The sequence below is a fragment of the Sorangium sp. So ce327 genome (assembly GCF_051530205.1).
GTDB classification, from domain to species: Bacteria; Myxococcota_A; Polyangia; order Polyangiales; family Polyangiaceae; genus Sorangium; species Sorangium cellulosum_B.
The window spans coordinates 2,692,550-2,710,833 of the sequence record NZ_CP150330.1 but is presented as its reverse complement, the minus strand read 5'-3'; the positions used below and the strand labels follow the sequence as shown (position 1 = coordinate 2,710,833).

The 18,284-nt window shown below is 70.4% G+C and carries 14 protein-coding genes; 7 read left to right on the top strand and 7 right to left on the bottom strand.

All coding sequences use genetic code 11. From position 1 onward, the window contains the following. The first annotated feature begins 49 nt into the window (after positions 1–49). Positions 50–1,051: an LLM class flavin-dependent oxidoreductase gene (locus WME95_RS10250; RefSeq protein ID WP_437908217.1), complete on the top strand. Its 1,002-nt coding sequence runs from the start codon at positions 50–52 to the stop codon at positions 1,049–1,051. 587 nt (positions 1,052–1,638) lie between these two features. Further along, entirely contained in the window at positions 1,639–2,214 is a 576-nt protein-coding gene (locus WME95_RS10245) for a hypothetical protein (RefSeq protein WP_437908216.1), read from the top strand. Positions 2,215–2,232: 18 nt separating this feature from the next. Here the strand turns inward: WME95_RS10245 and WME95_RS10240 are convergent, their stop codons facing one another. From WME95_RS10240 to WME95_RS10230, 3 genes are all read right to left on the bottom strand, one after another. Continuing rightward, positions 2,233–3,636 carry a hypothetical protein gene (locus tag WME95_RS10240; protein WP_437908215.1) on the bottom strand — a complete coding sequence of 468 codons (1,404 nt, stop codon included), beginning with the start codon at positions 3,634–3,636 and terminating at the stop codon, positions 2,233–2,235. Further along, the gene (locus WME95_RS10235) at positions 3,633–4,916 is read right to left on the bottom strand and encodes a LysM peptidoglycan-binding domain-containing protein (RefSeq protein ID WP_437908214.1); all 1,284 of its coding nucleotides are present in this window, start codon (positions 4,914–4,916) and stop codon (positions 3,633–3,635) included. The genes WME95_RS10240 and WME95_RS10235 overlap by 4 nt, the downstream gene beginning before the upstream one ends. Positions 4,917–5,427: 511 nt before the next feature. Next, a complete protein-coding gene (locus tag WME95_RS10230; protein WP_437908213.1) occupies positions 5,428–6,183 on the bottom strand; it encodes an FkbM family methyltransferase in 756 nt (251 codons plus the stop codon). Positions 6,184–6,749: 566 nt separating this feature from the next. On the opposite strand from WME95_RS10230, the gene WME95_RS10225 reads away from it, so the two are divergent. After that, on the top strand, positions 6,750–7,703 hold the full coding sequence (locus WME95_RS10225) for an alpha/beta hydrolase family protein (protein WP_437908212.1): 954 nt from the start codon (positions 6,750–6,752) through the stop codon (positions 7,701–7,703). Here the strand turns inward: WME95_RS10225 and WME95_RS10220 are convergent. Then, positions 7,682–9,088, bottom strand: coding sequence for a PQQ-dependent sugar dehydrogenase (locus tag WME95_RS10220; RefSeq protein WP_437908211.1), 1,407 nt, complete (start codon positions 9,086–9,088; stop codon positions 7,682–7,684). The two genes, WME95_RS10225 and WME95_RS10220, sit on opposite strands and share 22 nt — an antisense overlap. On the opposite strand from WME95_RS10220, the gene WME95_RS10215 reads away from it, so the two are divergent. Both WME95_RS10215 and WME95_RS10210 read left to right on the top strand, forming a co-directional pair. Next, positions 9,068–10,315, top strand: coding sequence for a hypothetical protein (locus WME95_RS10215; protein ID WP_437908210.1), 1,248 nt, complete (start codon positions 9,068–9,070; stop codon positions 10,313–10,315). The genes WME95_RS10220 and WME95_RS10215 overlap by 21 nt on opposite strands. A gap of 299 nt (positions 10,316–10,614) precedes the next feature. Continuing rightward, complete coding sequence (locus tag WME95_RS10210; RefSeq protein WP_437910969.1) at positions 10,615–11,928, top strand: inositol-3-phosphate synthase; 1,314 nt, start codon at positions 10,615–10,617, stop codon at positions 11,926–11,928. A 33-nt stretch (positions 11,929–11,961) separates the two neighbouring features. On the opposite strand, the gene WME95_RS10205 is transcribed toward WME95_RS10210, so the two are convergent. Continuing rightward, positions 11,962–12,786, bottom strand: a complete 825-nt coding sequence (locus WME95_RS10205) for a calcium-binding protein (protein WP_437908209.1) — start codon at positions 12,784–12,786, stop codon at positions 11,962–11,964. A 186-nt stretch (positions 12,787–12,972) separates the two neighbouring features. Beyond that, on the bottom strand, positions 12,973–14,091 hold the full coding sequence (locus WME95_RS10200) for a diacylglycerol/lipid kinase family protein (protein ID WP_437551343.1): 1,119 nt from the start codon (positions 14,089–14,091) through the stop codon (positions 12,973–12,975). Between the two features lie 480 nt (positions 14,092–14,571). Here WME95_RS10200 and WME95_RS10195 point away from each other — a divergent pair, with 480 nt between their 5' ends. Next, entirely contained in the window at positions 14,572–15,255 is a 684-nt protein-coding gene (locus tag WME95_RS10195; RefSeq protein ID WP_012234436.1) for a hypothetical protein, read from the top strand. Positions 15,256–15,274: 19 nt separating this feature from the next. On the opposite strand, the gene WME95_RS10190 is transcribed toward WME95_RS10195, so the two are convergent. Beyond that, complete coding sequence (locus WME95_RS10190) at positions 15,275–16,789, bottom strand: ATP-binding protein (protein WP_437908208.1); 1,515 nt, start codon at positions 16,787–16,789, stop codon at positions 15,275–15,277. A 99-nt stretch (positions 16,790–16,888) separates the two neighbouring features. Here WME95_RS10190 and obgE point away from each other — a divergent pair, with 99 nt between their 5' ends. Continuing rightward, positions 16,889–17,929, top strand: coding sequence for a GTPase ObgE (gene obgE, locus WME95_RS10185; RefSeq protein WP_437908207.1), 1,041 nt, complete (start codon positions 16,889–16,891; stop codon positions 17,927–17,929). The last annotated feature ends 355 nt before the right edge of the window (positions 17,930–18,284 follow it).

The following is an 18,284-nucleotide window of genomic DNA, read 5'->3' as shown; positions in this document are numbered from 1 at the left end:
CGCTGCCGCAACCGTCCGTGGCGTGCAACAGTCTGGCGAGGTGTCCAACATGATTCCGTTCTCCGTTCTCGACCTTGCCCCGATCGTCCAGGGCGGAGACGCCGCGCAGGCGCTCCGCAACTCGCTCGATTTCGCGCGCCACGCCGAGCGGCTCGGCTATCACCGCTACTGGCTGGCCGAGCACCACAACATGGGCGGCGTCGCCAGCGCCGCGACGTCGATCGTGATCGCGCACGTGGCCGCCGGCACCTCGACGATCCGCGTCGGCGCGGGCGGGATCATGCTGCCGAACCACGCCCCGCTCGTGATCGCCGAGCAGTTCGGCACGCTGGCGTCGCTCTTTCCGGGGCGCATCGATCTGGGCCTCGGGCGCGCTCCGGGCTCCGACCCGCTCACCGCCCGCGCGCTCAGGCGCAACCTGGCCGGCGACGCGGACGGCTTCCCCCAGGACGTCCTGGAGCTGATGGGCTACTTCCGCCCGGCGGAGCCTGGCCAGCCGGTTCAGGCCGTGCCCGGCGCCGGGCTCCGCGTGCCGATCTGGATCCTCGGCTCCAGCCTCTTCGGCGCGCAGCTCGCCGCGGCGCTCGGCCTCCCCTACGCCTTCGCCTCGCACTTCGCGCCGGGCCAGATGACGCAGGCGATCGCGCTGTACCGCAGGGAGTTCCGCCCCTCGGACGAGCTCGCAGCGCCCCGCGTCATGCTGGGGATCAACGTGGTCGCGGCCGGCACCGACGAGGAGGCGCGCCGGCTGTGGACCTCGCTCCAGCAGGCCTTCGTCAACCTGCGCCGTGGCCGGCCGGGGCCCTTTCCTCCGCCGTCCGACGACTTCGAGCGCGACCTGAGCCCCCTGGACCGCGCCGGCCTCGAGCAGTCGCTGGCCTGCTCGGTCGTCGGCTCGCCCGAGGCCGTGCGGCGCGGGCTGGACGCCTTCATCACCCGCACCCGCGCCGACGAGCTCATCGTGAGCTCGCCGATCTTCGATCACGCCGCGCGCGTACGCTCGCTCGAGCTCACGGCAGCGGTGCGCGACGAGCTCGCCCGCGCCGGGTGAAGCGCCTTGCCGAAGGCGCCTCGGCGCGCAGCCCGGCTCGTTCACGGGGCGGTGCTCGACCACCTCCGGCCAAGCCCACCGGGCTCCCGCGACGGTGCTCGAGCACGCTCACGCTCGGACCGGACCGAGGCGGGCGTACGCGTCGTCGGTGCGGCAGTTGCGCAGGTGGTCCCAAGTGTGAAACCGGCAAATTGCGCCGCGGACCGGCGCGATCGTGGAGGGCACGTGAGGCCGACCGACGCCTGAGCGCCGAGGCCGATCACGTGGACCACGCGCGCACCCACGCTGCTCACCGTAAGACCTCCTTTGCATGCAGGACCTGACCCGCCCCCGCGCTATACCCTGCGTCCGACATGCACCGAGCCGCTTGCTTCCTCCTCGCGTTCACCACCCGCCTGTTCGCCGCGTCGAGCCTAATCGCGTGCGACCTATCGTCGCCGGTGCCGCCGAACGTATCCACCACCGGCCCACCGCCGTCTGGGACGTCTCCGCTTTCCTCGTCCAGCGTCACTCCAACCGCATCCGGTGGCGCCGCGACATCTGCCGGCGTTCTCGCTCCGCCGTCCGCGGTCGCGCCGATCCCCGCGATGACGGATGGGCGTCCAAAGGTCGATGCAGCCACGCCGTTCGACGTTGATGACTGGCTCACGGCCCGCGGCGTACGGTGGCGGCCCGACGCTGCCTGCTGGTCGACGCTCGCCGTCAGCCCACCTCAGCCGGTCAACGACTGCAGTTGCAGCGGGACGCTCGTTCTGCCCGATGCCGAGCTGCTTGTCTGCTGGCGCGGGCGCGAGCAGAAGGCCGCGCTCGTCCCCTTTGTCGCACACACGGTGCTCTACGTCGCGGAGGGCAGCGCCCTCCGGCCAGTACTCGACGTGCCCTCCTCGGCGGCACTTGAGGATTGCGCTCCCCAGAACCCGGCCATCTGCAGGGTCGCGATCGTGCCGCGGGTCGAGGAGGGCGTGCTCCGGTTCTCGGACTCGGCCGCCGCTGCCGCCGGCTCGTCCTGCGATGATGCCCTCAACGCCGTCGACGCGGCCCACCGCGGCGCCGCGCCTGAAAGCCGTGCGGCATGGCAATCGGCGCGCGACGTGTACCGGCGCGTCTGCAGCGGCCGCGGTCGTTATACCTGGCAAGGCCGTGCCCTCCGGCGCGCCCCCTGAGAGGCGCATTCAGCGCACTCAAGGGACCATGAACAGCGATTCCTTGAGGAACCGTAGCAGGAACGTCAGCGCGAACGGTCCGGGCAGGGCTATGTAGCCGCCGAAAATCGCAAATTGATGCCGTGTATCGGGATGGCTTCGCAGGTCCTCCCGCTCCTTGAGGACGTGATCCCAGAGCGGGTTGCCCCTGGGCGCATACCCCTCGTTGCTCTCGGGGATCGCTGTCACGTGCGTGAGCGGCCCCGTCACCCCGTTCGTAGTTTGAATCGTTCGGTAGATGGCTTGGTGCTTCGCGACGTTGTACGCGCCACCCACCATCCGGAGCCGCGCTTCGGGACGACTATTGTACCATTGCACGATCGTTCCGGCGCTCGTGTCCGTGCCGACACAATCGAAGGCGTACACCTCATCGACCCGACCAATGTTAGAGGCCAGCGCGGGCCACAGGCTACCGCCACCCCGGCTGAAGCCGGAGATACCGAGACGGCCGAGTCGAACATTGGCTGTCCCCCGGAAGATGTGCTGATCGGCCCAGAGCAGGCGAAGCGCGCCAGAGCAGAGAGCTGGCAGCTCGCTGCCCGCTGCGCCGCCGAAAGCCGTGCCGCTCGGCCAGGGGTGAAGCATCACCACAGCGCGCTGGCTCCGTGCGAGCGCATCCTCGAACCCGCAGCGGATGAGGTTGTATCCGTCGCCGGCGATGTAGTCGCGTTCCCACGACTGGGCCGTTGCATCGTCCGCCTCCTTGGGTTTAAGGAGATACCGGGCCAGTGCGGCCATCTGGTGTGGCTGGTTCACCTGGGTATAGATATAGTTTTCCGGGCGGAAGAATATGAGGCACGAGGCGAAGCCGTTGGTGCAATGAAGGCAGGCGTCCGGGATGCTCGCGAACCAGATGATCGGTGTCGCGCCCGTCGCGCCGAGCACCAGGAGCGTGGTACCCGGCTTATGCTCGGCCTCGTAATAGCTCCAGACCGCCGCGTAGACTTTCCAGAACGGCGTGATGTCGACGAACTCCGTGCGAAGCTTGATGGAGACAGCGGCATGAAGATTGGCCGCTCCGACCATGTGAACGAGCGGATGCGGGCCTGCGTACGCCGGTTGATCCACCGGTCGTAGCCGCGTTCCGCCGTCGACTACATCGAACTCCTGCTCGGCTCGGAGCACGACATGGGTCATCGCTCCGACGTCGATCAGCACATCCGGGTTCTTGGCCGTACCCTTGACCGGACCGAACGCAACCGAAAAACTCGCCTTCAGCGAGAGCTTCGCCGCACCGTCCGGGATCTCGTACTCCCGCCGCCCCGGCGCAGCCTGCTTTGGCGTGAGCGGTGTGCCTCCGGCTTCCAGTCTCACGTCAGCGAGGTTGTCCGGGAGAAGCGGGCTGTTTGCGTTTGGCCAGGTGACCGCGATGCGCAGGGTCATCCCTCCTCCGACGCCGAGTAGGGCGAATCGACCTGCCCCTCGAAGGCCAGGTGGGTCAAGTGAGCTCGAAAAATGAGCTCTTCGAGGATGGGCGCTGGTGCCTGCGCTGGGGGCGGCGAGGGCTCGATGGGCAGGCTCTCCAGGAGGGAGATGACCGTGTCGAAGTCCTTGTCAAACAGCGCTTCATGAATCCAGTCCACGGCGACGCTGAGCCATTCCGGCGCCGTCAGGTCGCCGGCGGGCTGTGGGGGCGCATCGATTGAGGCAGCGCGCAACCAGGGGGGAAGGGCATCATCAGGCATGACGAAGCGGTCGCCCGGATAGATGAGGTCGGGGGTTCGACCCTCGTACGATGCTCGATTCCGTGCCCAGATTTCACCCCAGCGATCCACGGCGCCAAGATGGCGCGCGGCGATGAGACTCAGTGTATCTCCCGGCTGGACGATATAGATATTTGGTGATTCCCAGCGCTCCGCTTCGCCTGGTAGAGGATCGTTCTTCGGGGGCAGGAACTCGGGTAGGGAGAACGGTTGGCCAAGGACTTGAACCTTTCGCTCCGCCGAATCGGCATGCAGGCGCAGCACCGTCTCGGTGCCCCCATGGAAGGTCCAGGGGCCTGCCGCATCGGCAAGTGATAGCCTTTCCCAACCTGCGACAAGCGCAAACACGTCGGTTCGTGTCACCAGCATGAGGTGCTGTCGCTCGCCGCTGGGCACCGTGATCGGATCAAGCGCTCGCGCGAGCGTGCGAATGTGCCACGCGTCCCCGTCGGGTGGTGGAGCCGTGCGGCGTGGCTTGCGCTCGCGCTCCTTCAAGCTCTCCCGCAGCTCGGCCAAGTCGACCACGGACGCGTTACCGATGCCAGGCGGTAGGTCATCGACGCGGGCGACGCCGCCAGCATCGGTCGTCCTCGTGAACGTGCCGGCCGGCGTGCGCATGGAGAAGCGCACGCCCGCAATGGGAGCATCGAGTTCATCGAGCAGGATGATCTCGTAGAACGAAAGCGTGGCCGGCGCCTCCAGAGGCGGCTGTGGCGGCTCCGGTGTTTTCGCACCCACGCCTCGCGGCACGAACGGTGCCGGCGTGCGAGCCTCGCGAAAGGCGACGAGCTCTCCCCTCTGCAGGGCTTGCCGCAGGCGAACGCCGATCAGCTCGCGGGCCACTCGCTGGTCATAGGCGTGCAAGCTCGACAAGCTGCTGAGTGTGAGTTCGCAGAACATGTCCTGCAGGACGCGAACATTGTCGTCCCGCCAGTCATCGACGGCTAACGAAGCGAACATGGCAGGAACAGGCTCGAGATGGGCCCCAGCCGGCTCGGCCGGTGCATCACGTGCTCGCAGCACATAGGTCCTCTCACCGCCGAAGCCGTGGAGCCTCCACGCTCTAAATAACCAGTAATCCCTCACCTCGAGGAGGTGACTACCACCAGGGTGTAGGAAGCGCAAGCGCGCAGGCAAATCAAGCCGGATCCATATCCACCGCGACAGTCCCGTCCGCAAAGGCGCGCTTGAGCGAGAGCCGCAGCAGGCAGTCCTGCTGCGGCTCGACGCGCTCCTTTGCGATCGTGGGTCGCAGCACGTAACGCAGCAGCGCCTCGCTCGCCGCGGCATGGTGCGCACCGGCGCGCGTCGCTGCGTGTCGACCCGCCGCGATGACCCCTGGTCGAGCTTCCGTGACGAGGCGGTCGCCCCCTCTCGGCGCGCCTGTCACGCACCGACGGTCCTCCACCACCTTCGGACAAGCCCGCCCGGCTTCCACGGCGGTGCTCGACCCCCTCCGGGGTCGCCACGCTCACGCTCGGACCGGACCCACGCGGGCGTAGACGTCGCCCGAGCCCGAGCCGGGGGTCAGCGACGCAAGGAAGCGGCGGATGCCGCCCGCGTCGAGCCACGCCGCTTCGCCGAGGACGAGGCTCTCTCCGCGGGACCAGTTATAGCGGTACTCTCCGAGCGAGGAGAGCCGCTCGACGCACTCGAGCGCGATCTCCCGCGCGGCGGGCAGGTACTCGAAGGAGAGCGCGGGCAGCGGCCTCGAGAGGCCCGAGAGGACCTCGGCCTCGAAGCCTTCGACGTCGATCTTCACGAAGGCGGGGACGCCGAACTCGTCGATCAGCGCGTCGAGCGTGCGTACCTCGACCTCTGCGCCCTCGGCCCATCTCACGCCCCGGAACGACGGATCTCTCCGTACCTTATCGATCCAGGAGCGCGACAGCGTCGTGACCGTCGGTGCTCGCTCGCTGACGAAGAGGCGCGCTCGTCCCGGTGCCCGACCGAGCGCGGCGTGCAGGACGACGACGTCCCGGTCACGCCCATAGAAGCCGTGGAGCAGGCGAACGAACGCGGTTTGAGGCTCGACGGCGACGACGCACGCCCCGAGACGGCGAAACGTGCGGATGCGATTCCCCGCGTGGGCGCCGACGTCGAAGCAGAGCGAGCCCGGCGTCACGAACTGCCCGTAAAGGCGAGCCATCCGGCCGGCGCGGAGCGGCACGCCGTAATACATCGCGAGCGAACGCGCGATGCCGAACCAGCTCTCCACGCGCGTCATCGCGCTCCTCGCTGCCTCGCGGGTCGAACCCGGAGCATGGCAACCCCCTCCCAGCGCCCCCGTGTGCCTCGTGCCGTCATTCCACGGCCCGCGGCGCGGCTCCGATCGCGAGCCGCCGCGAGCGACGGTAGCACGGCGCGCGCTCACCCGCCGCGAGCCCGCCGTTCCATGGCGAGCTTCTACGTCCCACGCCGCCGAGCGGTCTTTACGCTAAGGAATCCCCTGATTCAGCAGACCCTTTTCAGCGAAAATTGAACGAGAGGCGAAAGCCAGGGAGCAATTGAAAATTTCGTAAGCGTTCATGACCTGGATTGCGTCCCCCGTCTCCCGTGCGCGTGCGCGCTCCATCTCGATCTCTTGCTCGTGCGCACTGGAGCCGCCCCTTTTCACGCGACTGCGCCCCCTTCCGCGACTATCGGAGCACACGACGCTACCACGAACCCGCGTGGCGGCTCCGAACGGCGGAATCATCGACGTGGGCCTGGTCGCGCCCGTGAGCTTCTGATAACCAGACAGGCATCGTCCTGGGTCTTCCCATCCCCCCGACACCGTCCGGAGAAACGCGCATGAATCGATTCGTGGGCTGCCGCAGCCTGACCGTTCGAGACCCGATGAACGACCTCTCGTTCCCGGTCCTCGTGATGTACCCGACGCACGTCCCTGCCGAGGTCGTATCGATGGGGCCTTACTCGCTGGAGGTCGCCAGGAACGCGCCCGTGCACGGCGGCCCTCTCCCCTTCGTGCTCATCTCGCATGGCGGCGGCGGGACGCCCCTCGCGTATCGGACGCTCGCGTCCCACCTCGCACAGAGCGGCTATGTCGTCGCGATGCCCGAGCACCCCGGGGACAATCGCAACGATCGGTCCCTGACCGAGGCGGTCGAGAACCTGGAGCGCCGGCCCCGGCACGCCCGGCTGGCCGTGGACGCTGTCTGCTCCGACGCGGAGCTCGGGCCTCGCCTGCAGGGCGACGACATCGCCGTCATCGGGCACTCGATGGGTGGCTACACCGCGCTCGCCCTCGCGGGCGGGCAGCCCTGGACGGGGCCGGGGCAGAGGGTCGCTGTCACGAAGGACCCGCGCGTCAAGGCGCTCGTCTTGATGGCCCCCGCGGCGTGCTGGTTCGTGCCCAACGACGCCTTGAAGGACGTCGAGGCGCCCATCCTCCTGCTCGTGGCGGAGCACGACCGCATCGCGCCGAGATGGCAGGGGCAGCTCGTCCTCGACCTCGTCCCCGACCCGGCCCAGGTCACGTTCAAGGTCGTCGAGAACGCGAACCATCACGCGTTCCTGAGCCCGTTTCCTCCCCAGATGCGGCGCCCGGACTTCCTGCCCGCGATCGATCGCGCCGGGTTCGATCGCGAGGCGTTCCACCGTCGGCTCGAGCACGACGTGCGCGAGTTCCTCGACACAGCGCTGCGGCGGAGCCCTTCGTCGCCGCCGGGTCGACAGCCCGTCCCGGAGAGAGCAGGCGACGCGCCGGCGGCCGTGGAATCACCTCAGCCCGGATCGAGCCGGTAGACGCGCCCCGTGTTGAACATCACCACGTAGACCTCCCCGGCCGCGTCCTCGCCGAACGAGGACGGGAGTCCGTTCGGGTTCAACGCCGAGGTCAGCTCGACGGGATCGGTCGCTGCCTTGCCGTCCCACACGAACGAGAAGAAGCGGCCCGTCACGTAGTCGGCGTACAGGTAACGGCCGCGCAGGCACGGGATCTTCGCCCCGCGGTAGACATAGCCGCCGACGATGGAGCCCGCCTCGCTCCGCGGGTGCTCGACCGCGGGCGGGAGGCCGCGCGGCTTGCACGTCGTGCCGGGAGGGTAGCAATGGGCGCCCTCCATCGCTTCCCAGCCGTAATCGTTCCTGCCCTGGCCAGGGCGCTCCACCAGGATCTCCTCCCAGCTCTTCTGGCCGACGTCGCCGATGTACATGTCCCCGGTGAGCCGGTCGAAGCTGAACCGCCACGGGTTCCGGAGCCCGTAGTCCCAGATCATCGGGTCGCCGCTCGTCATGTTGCCCGCCGGCGCCTTGCCCGGCTGATCGACGTCGATGCGGAGGATCTTGCCGAGCTTCGAGGTGAGATCGGCCGCGGGGCTCGGCGATCGCGCGGAGTCGCCGATCGCGGCGTAGAGATGGCCGTCCTTGCCGAAGGCGAGCATCCCGCCGACGTGGTTCCAGGCGCCGTGCTTCACGTCGACCAGCGACCTGACCGGCTCGGGATGGGCGGCGTCGCCGCCCTGCGCCGCGCGCTTCCACTCCTCGATCACCACGTTGCCGCGCGGGGCCGACGAGTAGTGGAGCCAGAAGCGCCCGTTGTTCGCGTAGTCCGGGTGGAACGCGAGCCCGAGCAGGCCGCCCTCCGCGTTCGGCGCCGGGAAGAACACTCGCGATCGCACGTCGAGGAACGGCGCCTGCTGGACGGCGCCGCCCTTGATGAGCCGGACGACCCCCGTCTTTTCGAGCACGAGGAGGCGCGACGGATCGCCGGGCGGCCCGGCGACATACGTCGGCTGCTCGAGCCCGCTCGCCACCAGGGTGAGCTTCAGCTGCGGGACGCCCCCGCACTTCGCCGGGCGAGCGAGATCCGAGGCGCTCGCGGGCGCCGCCTGCGCCGCGGGGGCGCCTTGCGCGGCGGGCGCCCCCTGCGTGGCCGGCGTGTCTTGCGCGGCGAGCGCCGCGCCAGGCGCCCCCGTGCCCCCCTGAGCCGCCTGGACCGGGCTCCCCGCCGCGGCCTGGCCGGGAGGGCCGCCCTCGCGAGGCTCCTCGGGCGGCCCCGCGACCTGCACGCGCCTGTCGCAGGCGGCTACACTGCCAGCCAGCAGGAGGCACCAGGCGGTCCGATGGCACGCTCTCGTCACATAGGCAGCGCGCCCCACGACGCGCCGGTGGCTCGGTCTCTCGGGCAAGCGGGCACCTCCCTCTCCACCTTCACCACGAGAGGCCGCGCCTGGCAAGCCGTGGCCGCGTCGCTGCTGCTGGCCGGCTGCGGCGGCTGCGGCGCGCAGGAGGCGCCCCGGCCCGAACCTCTCCCCACCCCACCGGACCAGGCCGGCCCGGCGGCCGCGACCACCACGCGCGCACCCGGCACAGGCGATCGCCCCGGCCAGGGCGCGGCCCAGGCGCCCGGAGGCCTGCCGCCTTGCAAGGACGGCGACACCGATCCTCACGATCTCCGCTGCACCGGGCTTTACAGCGACCCCGGCGCGCGCACGATCGCGGCGGGTGTCCGCGAGTTCAAGCCGGCCTTCGAGCTCTGGAGCGACGGCGCCGAGAAGACGCGGTGGATCTACCTCCCTCTGGGCGCGACCATCGATGTCTCCCGGATGAACGACTGGACCTTTCCTGTCGGCACAAAGCTGTGGAAGGAGTTCCGTCTGCCCGTCACCGGCGCGAGCCGCCGTATCGAGACGAGGTTCCTGTGGAAGACCGCGGAGGATCGCTGGACGCGCGCCACCTACGCCTGGTCGGAGGACGGAGCGAGCGCGATGCAGGTGAAGGCCGGCGTCCCCCACGTCCCCGGCGCCCCCGACTATGCGATCCCGGCGCAGGTCGACTGCATCCGTTGCCACGCTGGCAAGACCGACAACCCGCTTGGATTCGAGGCGATCCAGCTCGCCGCGCGGGGCGCCGGCGGCCTGACGTATGCCGAGCTCGTCGAGCGCGGCCTCCTGTCGACGACCTCCGGCGGCCCGCTCCCCGACGCGGCCGCGCTCGAGGTGCCCGGGACCGCGACGGAGCGGCGCGCCCTCGGCCTGCTGCACGTCAACTGCGGCGTCTCGTGCCACCACCCGCGCGGCGTCGCGACGCACTTCGAGATGCGCCTCGACATCGACGCCGCCGGCCGGGTGGGCGACGTGCGCGGCACGCGCGTCTACCAGACGGCGATCAACCAGCCCGCGAAGGTCCGCCCGCCCGGAGCGCCGCCGGGAGCCCGCTATGACCGGCTGAGGCCCCTCGATCCGGATCGCAGCGCCGTGCTCCGCAGCATGTCCCGGCGCGACGTGCCCGGCGCGCCGCCCGAGCAGATGCCGCCGCTCGCGACCCGGCGCGTCGACGAGGAGGCCGTCGCCGCGATCCGCGCCTGGATCGAGGCGATGACCCCCGCCGCCGGCTACCCGCGCCCCTCCCCTTGATCGTGATCGCCCGCCGGGGTTGCCCGGCGCGTCGCGAACATGCCCTCTCGTGGCAGCACCTCATGCCGCCGTCCGAGGCGCCGGGAGGAAGGGAGCGCCGGAAACGCGCGAAGGGCGCCCGCGGGAAACGCCACCGCGCGCGCGCCGGGCCCGTGGTGATCGCGGCCCTCGAGCTTCATGCTCCCGGCGGGTCGCAGCGCCGCGCGGCCTCGACCGACCTCGCGCTCGCCGTGCCCACGGCGCCGGCAGATCCCGCCCTCGCCCGGCGAGCGCCCACGACCACGGGGGGAACACGTCACGTGAAGCAGCCGAAAGAGATCAAGACCGCGGAGGGCAAGCTCGGGGTCCTGCTGCCGGGGCTGGGCGCCGTCTCCACGACGACCATCGCGGGCGCCCTGCTCGCGCGGCGCGGGCTCGCGGCGCCCATCGGGTCGCTCACCCAGATGGGCACGATCCGGCTCGGCCGGCGCACCGACGAACGCGCGCCGAGGATCAAGGATTTCCTGCCGATCGCGGCGCTCGATCAGCTGGTGTTCGGCGCGTGGGACATCTTCCCCGACAACGCCTACGAGTCGGCGCGGCACGCGGACGTGCTCGAGCACCGCCACCTCGACGCCGTCCGCGAGGAGCTCGAGCGGATCCGCCCGATGCCCGCGGTGTTCTACCCGCAGTACGTCCGGCGGCTCCACGGCAACCACGTGAAGAAGGGCGCGAGCAAGGCCGCGATGGTCGAGCAGGTCCGGGAGGATATCCGCGCCTTCCTGCGCGACAGCGGCGCTGCGCGCGCCGTCGCCGTCTGGTGCGGATCGACCGAGGTCTATATCGCGCCCGCGGAGGTCCACTCCTCCGTCGCGCGCTTCGAGGCGGGCCTCGCCGAGGACCACCCGGCGATCTCGAGCTCCCAGATCTACGCGTGGGCCTGCCTGAAGGAGCGCGTCCCGTTCGCGAACGGCGCCCCGAACCTGACGGTCGATTTCCCGGCCGCGTGGGAGCTCGCGAGCAAGCAGGAGGTCCCCATCGCCGGCAAGGACTTCAAGACCGGCCAGACCCTGATGAAGACGGTGATCGCCCCGGGGCTCAAGGCGAGGATGCTCGGCGTCGCGGGGTGGTTCTCGACGAACATCCTCGGCAACCGCGACGGCGAGGTGCTCGACGACCCGGACTCGTTCCGATCGAAGGAGGTCTCGAAGCTCGGGGTGCTCGAGCACATCCTCCAGCCGCACGTCCACGGCGAGCTCTATGGCAAGCTCTTCCACAAGGTGCGAATCGAGTACTACCCCCCTCGGGGCGACGCCAAGGAGGGGTGGGACAACATCGATCTCGTCGGCTGGCTCGGCTACCCGATGCAGGTGAAGTTAAACTTCCTCTGCCGCGACTCGATCCTCGCCGCGCCCCTCGTGCTCGACCTGGCGCTCCTCCTCGATCTCGCGCAGCGCGCCGGGCTGCGCGGCACGCAGGAGTGGCTCAGCTTCTACTTCAAGAGCCCCATGACCGCGCCGGCCCTGTACCCGGAGCACGATCTCTTCATCCAGTCGATGAAGCTCAAGAACACGATGCGCTGGCTCATGGGGGAGGACCTCATCACCCACCTGGGCAACGAGTACTACGACTGATCGCCCGCAGCTCCGCGCCGCCCCGCGGCGGCGTCACTGCCAGCGCAGGTGCACGTCGACGACCGCGCCCGTCCGCGTCGAGGCGCCCTCCGAGAACGTGAACGAGGCCCGCTCGATCTCGCAGTTGCCGCGCGCGTCACAGCGCCGCTCGCGCCCGTACGAGAGCTCGATCGCGACGAGCCCGCGCGACGCGATCGGCTCGAGCTCGCCGGCGCTCGACGCGCGGTTCGCGTCGCGGTCGCTCCAGAGCACGAGCCGCGACCACGCCTCGTCCCGCGCCGTGATCCGGCCGTCTCCGTCGGTGTCGAGCTCGCGGAGCGCGGTGAACCCGTTGTCCGCGCGGGCGCCGCTCGAGAGCACCGTCGCCGAGCCGAACAGCTCCTCGCCGCCGTCGATCGCCCCGTTGCCGTCCCGATCGAGCGCGAGCCACGGCGTCGCCGCGGTCGGCCAGTCGGTGGCGATCGTGGCCCCGAGCCCGCTCAGATCGAAGGCGCCGCTCATCGCGGTCACGTACTCGACCGGCCGTTGCTCGAACGAGAGCACGAGCGGCGTGCTGGCGGCGCCGCCGCCCGCCTGGCACCCGGTCCAGGTCGCCACCCCGTCGATGTTCTCGCACTGCTCGAAGCCCTCCGTCCCGTTGGCGGTGCAGCTCCGGGACTCGCCGATCTCACATGCCGCCTCGGCCTCCTCCCCTTCGAGCTCCTCGCCTTCGAGCGCGCCCTCGTCGGTGCCCTCACCGCTTTCCCCTTCCGTCACCTGCGCGGCGCATCCAGCGCCGATCGACGCCACGCCGAGGAGGAGCGCAAGCGAGGCAATTCCCATCGAACCGGAGCGAAGAATGGTCAGCTTGATGTTCATGGCACAGACCCAGAGCAAGCGTTGCGCCAGCCCCTCGCCGCCCGCTCATCCCGCGAAATCCCCGGGGATCTGGCACCAGGAGCCCCTGAAGCGCCCTGACGTGCCACCCTGCGCCAGGAGCACGACGCGAGTCGTGCCACTTTGGTCCAATCCGTGTCGTCTCACGCCCTGCCGGACGGGTGAGCCTTATCCGCGCGGCGGCGCGTAGAAATCGACGATCCGGATCGGCTCGGTCAGGCGCACGCGCACCCGTGATCGCTCCCCGCGGACGTCGCCGCCGATCTGGAAGCTCGTCACCGGGTCCATCTCGATCGTGACCTCGTCCACGAAGTAATCGAACACCGTCTCCAGGTCGTCGTACTCGCCGCTCCAGATGCTCGAGAAGTTCCGCACGAACGTGAACGGCGAGACGACCGACACGCGCAGCTGCATCCGGTCCTGGCGATCGTCCGCATAGGGGAACATCCGGAAGCCGAAGCCGTAATAGGGGATCGTCGACAGCGCCGCGATCTTCGCCGGCCCCTCGTAGATGACGCCGCCCTTCTTGATGGGCGCCCCCAGCATCGCCCCCTTCTCGCCGACGCGGATCGCGTCGTTGCCCTCGTTGATGATGCGGCAGTGCGGTGTTCGCCGCACGAGGTAGCTCGGGATCGTCCGCGTCGTCGCGGCGACGGCGTACGCCACCGGCCCCGGCGCGAGCCGCTTCAGCGGGCCCCGCGCGAGCGCCGACTTCACCGCGTTGTAGTCGCGGAGCATCACCGCATCGATCCCGAAGCCGCAGAACGGCGACAGGATGTCCTCGGCCTCCACGAGCCGCAGGTTCCGGCTCCCGGCCTCGGCGCGGAGCCGCTGGAGGTCGACCGCGAGCCCGGGCTTCGCGCCCGCGCCGCCGGACGCGCCGAGCACCCACGCCAGCGAGTTGCCCGTCCCCAGGCGGAGCAGCCCGAACCGCGGCAACGGCAGCCCGCGCCGCTTCGCCTCGTTCACCACGGCCGTCACCACCACCGTGAACGTCCCGTCGCCGCCGCCCGTGAGGATCGTGCCGTAACCCCGGTCGACCAGGATCCGCGCGATGCCCTCGCTCTCCTCCACCCGCCGCGAGACGAACAGATCCCCCGTGTCAAGGATCTGATCGAGCGTCTCGATCACCTCCGCAGTCACGCTCTTGGCGTTGCCGTTCACCACCACGGCAATCCGGCTGCTCGCCGCGCCTCGCGGTATCTCGCTCGCACGACGCGGCGCATCAGCGACCGCGGCCTTGGGGACGTCATCGGCGGGGCCGCGACCGGCGGGCGGAGAGGTCATGCACCGCGATCTACCACGACCCACCCCTTCGCTTGGAGCGCGGGATGACGCGGGATCGCGCGGGATGCGCTGGATGGCTGCTGGATGACCAACCGCCCGGCCGGCGGCCTGCGCGCGGCAGGCGCCGCGGGCGTGGCCTTCGCCGGATCGCAGCGCCGAGCCCGCCGGGGCCGGCGATCGTGGACCGATGTGACCGGCGCGACCCAGCGGTCCGCCCGACGACCGACTTTCCGCGAGGCCCGATAGCGTGCGATGCTCGCTGGTTTTGGCTCCCGGACCGATCTTGGGTCATGCTGCCCTTCGGGAAAGCGAAAAGCCTCCCCGAAACTTAGTGGACGGGGTGGTCGATTTTTTGGTAAGGCGACGACCTGGTGAGCCAATTGGGCTTGACAGCCGTGCGGGTCTTTACCGCCGCGCGGGCGGCGCGCGCTTGAGGCGAAGGGCCGCGACGATCTCGTACCCAGCGGGGGACGCAGCGACATGCCGAAGATCACAAAGCAGGGCAGCTCCGAGAAGGCGACGGGTATGAAGAAGAAGGCCTCTTCGAGCAGCAAGGGGGGCGCAGAAGCTCAGCTTGCCAAGCCCGTGAATCCGGTAATCAAGGAAGATTCGAAATCGGCGTCGAGCGCGTCGAAGCGTAAGCTCGGCCTCCGTGGCGCTGCGCCATGGGCTGCGCGGCACGCCGCGAAGCACGCCGCCGAGGCGCGGGCCCGGGCCGCGGAGCCGGCGCCCCCTGGCAGCGCCCGGGCGACCATCCGCGTGCCGAGCGGCGCCGAGGAGATCAAGGCGAAGATCGCCGAGCTCCACAACCAGACCCAGAAGATCCGCACGCTCCGCAAGCGGCTCGACAAGGGGTTCTTCGATATCGGGGTGGTGCTCGCCGAGATCCAGCAGCAGGAGCTGTATCAGGCGAAGGGCTACGGCTCGTTCGAGGCGTTCCTCGAGCGCGAGATCGACCTCGGCAAGCAGACGTCGTTGCGCCTCATCAAGGTCGCCCACGTCTTCCAGCGCGAGGTGGCCCTCGACTACGGCATGGACCGGCTGTTCGTCGCGCTCGCCGCCCTCGAAGGCGAGGTGCCCAAGCCCGCCCCCTCCGCGATCCCCTCCGCCCCCGGCTCCAAGCCTCCCCTTCCCCTGAAGCCCCCGATGCGCATCGTCGGCTGATCGGAGCTCACCCACCCCGTCAGGCGCCAGCGCCACGGGGTGGGGTTGAACCCGCCGGTCGCTCGACGGGCTCGGGGACGAAGCGGGGGAGCCTCACCCGGACCGTCGTGCCGTCGGCGGCGTGCGCGTCGACATCCACACGGCCCGCGTGCTGGTCGACGATCTTCCGGACGATCGCGAGCCCGAGCCCCGTGCCCGCCGCCTTCGTGGTGAAGAACGGATCGAAGATCTCGGCGAGGATCGTCGGCGCGATCCCTGGCCCCGTGTCCCCGATCGACAGCCACACCTCGTGCGCGTCCCCCGACGCGCACGCCCGCAAGACCCCGCCGTCGGGCATCACGTCGAGCGCGTTGACGACGAGGTTCAAGACCACCTGCTTGAGCTTCTCGACGTCGCCCAGCGCGAAGCAGTCGTCCGCCAGATCGCGGACGACCTCGACGTGGTGGCTCGCGAACGCCTCCTCCTCGAGGTCGAGCACGTCGCGCACGACGCGGGCCAGATCGACGGGCTCCCGGTGGGGCGCGCGCGGCCGGGCGAGCTCGAGGAACTCGCCGAGGAGCCGGCCCAGGCGGGCGATCTCCGCCTCGACGATGCCGACGCGCCGCTTCATGGGCTCGCGGATCGCCTCGTCGGAGAGGCGGTCGATGCCGCGGCTGAGCAGGTGGAGCTCCAGGACCGCGGCGTTCAGCGGGTTCCTGATCTCGTGGGCGAGCCCGAGGGCGAGCGGGGCCATGGCGTTCAGGGCCTCGGCGTCGGCGGCCCGCCGCTCGAGGGCGCGCCGCTCGGTCACGTCGATGCCGATGCCGTAGACGAGGTCGGTCCTGCCGCCGCGCCCGCCGCCGCGGACGCCGGAGAGGTGCCAGCGCACGCGGCGGACGGCGCCCACCGCGTCCCTGACGCCGACCTCGACCTCGGCGGCGGCGTCGCCCTCGACAACGCTCAGGAACGACTGGTTGAACCGGCGCTGATCGGGCTCGTCGACGAGCGCCTCGCAGAACGCCATGCCGAGCGCGGCGTCGCAGGACACGCCGGTCAGCGCGGACAGGCGCGGGTTGAAGAGCGCGACGCTGCCGCCGGCGTTCAGGCCGAGGATGAGCACGTCCGCCGCGTCGATGATCGCCCGGTACCGGCGCTCGAGCTCTTCCCGCTCCCGCTTCAGCGAGATCTTCTCGATCGCCTGGGCCACGGTGGAGATGAGCTCCTCGGGGCGGAACGACTTGAGGATGAAGGCGAAGGCGCCGGCGCGGAGCGCGGCCATGGCGGCGTCGACGGTCGCGAAGCCGGTCACGAGGACGATCTCGCCGTGGGGGGCGGCGGCGCGGAGCGGGGCGATGAGCTCGAGGCCGCTCGCGTCCGGCAGCTTGACGTCGACGACCGCGACGTCGAACCCGTCGCGCCGGGCGGCCGCGAGCCCCTGCTTGCCGTTGGGCGCGAGGGCGACCTCCACGTCGAGCTCGCGCGCGCCCTCGAGGACCTCGCGGAGGTTTCCGGCGAGGCTCGTGTTGTCGTCCACGATCAGGATTCGAGCGGGCACCTGGGGTCTCCTGGGCGAGCGGTCCGGCGGGCGGCCCGATGCGCGGGGCGCCCTTCCGCTTTGGGGTCTTTCCTAAATTGTATGCTATGAGCCGCCGTCATGCGGTTCGTCGATCGGTGCCGTCTGAAGGTGATCGCCGGGGATGGCGGCAATGGAGCGATCGCATTCCGTCGTGAGAAGTACATCCCGTTCGGGGGCCCCGCGGGTGGAGACGGCGGCCGCGGCGGGGACGTCGTTTTCGTGGGCGACGGAGGCCTGTCCACGCTACTCGACTTCACCTACGCGCGCACGATCGAGGCCGACCGGGGCGAGCACGGGATGGGGAGCGACTGCCACGGGCGCGCCGGCGCCGACCGGGTCGAGAAGCTCCCCGTGGGGACGCAGATCTTCGACGCGGAGAGCGGCGAGCTGATCGCCGACGTGACCGAGCAAGGCCAGCGGGTCATCGTCGCCCGCGGCGGCAAGGGGGGCCGCGGCAACCTGCACTTCAAGTCGCCGCACGACAGGGCCCCGCGGCGCGCCGAGCCGGGCGAGCCGGGCGAGGCCCGCGAGCTCCGCCTCGAGCTGAAGGTGCTCGCCGACATCGGCCTGCTCGGCTTCCCCAACGCCGGCAAGAGCACCTTCGTCGCGGCCGTCTCGGCGGCCCGGCCCAAGATCGGCGACTACCCGTTCACGACGCTCACCCCGATCCTGGGCATGGTCGAGATCGGGGGCGGCGTCCGGGCGGGCGGGTCGAGCTTCGTCATCGCGGACATCCCCGGGCTGGTCCCGGGCGCGAGCGAGGGGGTCGGGCTCGGCATCCAGTTCCTGAAGCACGTGGAGCGGACGCGGGCGCTCCTCCACCTCGTGACGCTCGACCCGGGCGAGGGCCGCGAGCCGCTCGCCGACTACCGGGCGCTCCGCAAGGAGCTCAAGAAGTTCAGCCCGGAGATCGCGGAGCGCCCGGAGATCGTCGTCCTGACGAAGGCCGATCTGACCGAGGTGCGCGAGGCCTACCCGAAGCTCAAGGCGCGGTTCGCGAAGGCGAAGGTGAAGCTCCACCTCATCAGCGCCGCGACGGGCGAGGGGGTGCCGGAGCTCGTCCGCGAGCTCGCGGCGCTCGCGCGCAGGCGGGAAGAGCCGGCAGAGCAGGAAGGCTGAGCGCCTCGGCCCGGACGGCGGGCGCGGCGCGCACCGACGGCGCGGCGTGAGCGCCGCCGCCGTCGGCGCATCGTGAGACGGCTGGGCCCGCTGGCTCGAACGGACACCGGCTCACGGAACGCGTGAAGAACGCTGACGGCGGCGCAGAGCCGGCGCCGTGCGCCCCCTCGTCATCACATCACCCGTCATCCGGCGCACTGGAAAAAGGGGTTCACCCGCCCTCGTGCGCACAGGCACGAAGTGCTCTCACGTGGGCTGGTCCTCCACATCCGTCGTTCTCGGGTTCGAGCGGGCGCGCCGCACCTGGACAGGAGAGCGAAACTCGAGTCCAATTTACGATCCCGACTCACGTGTC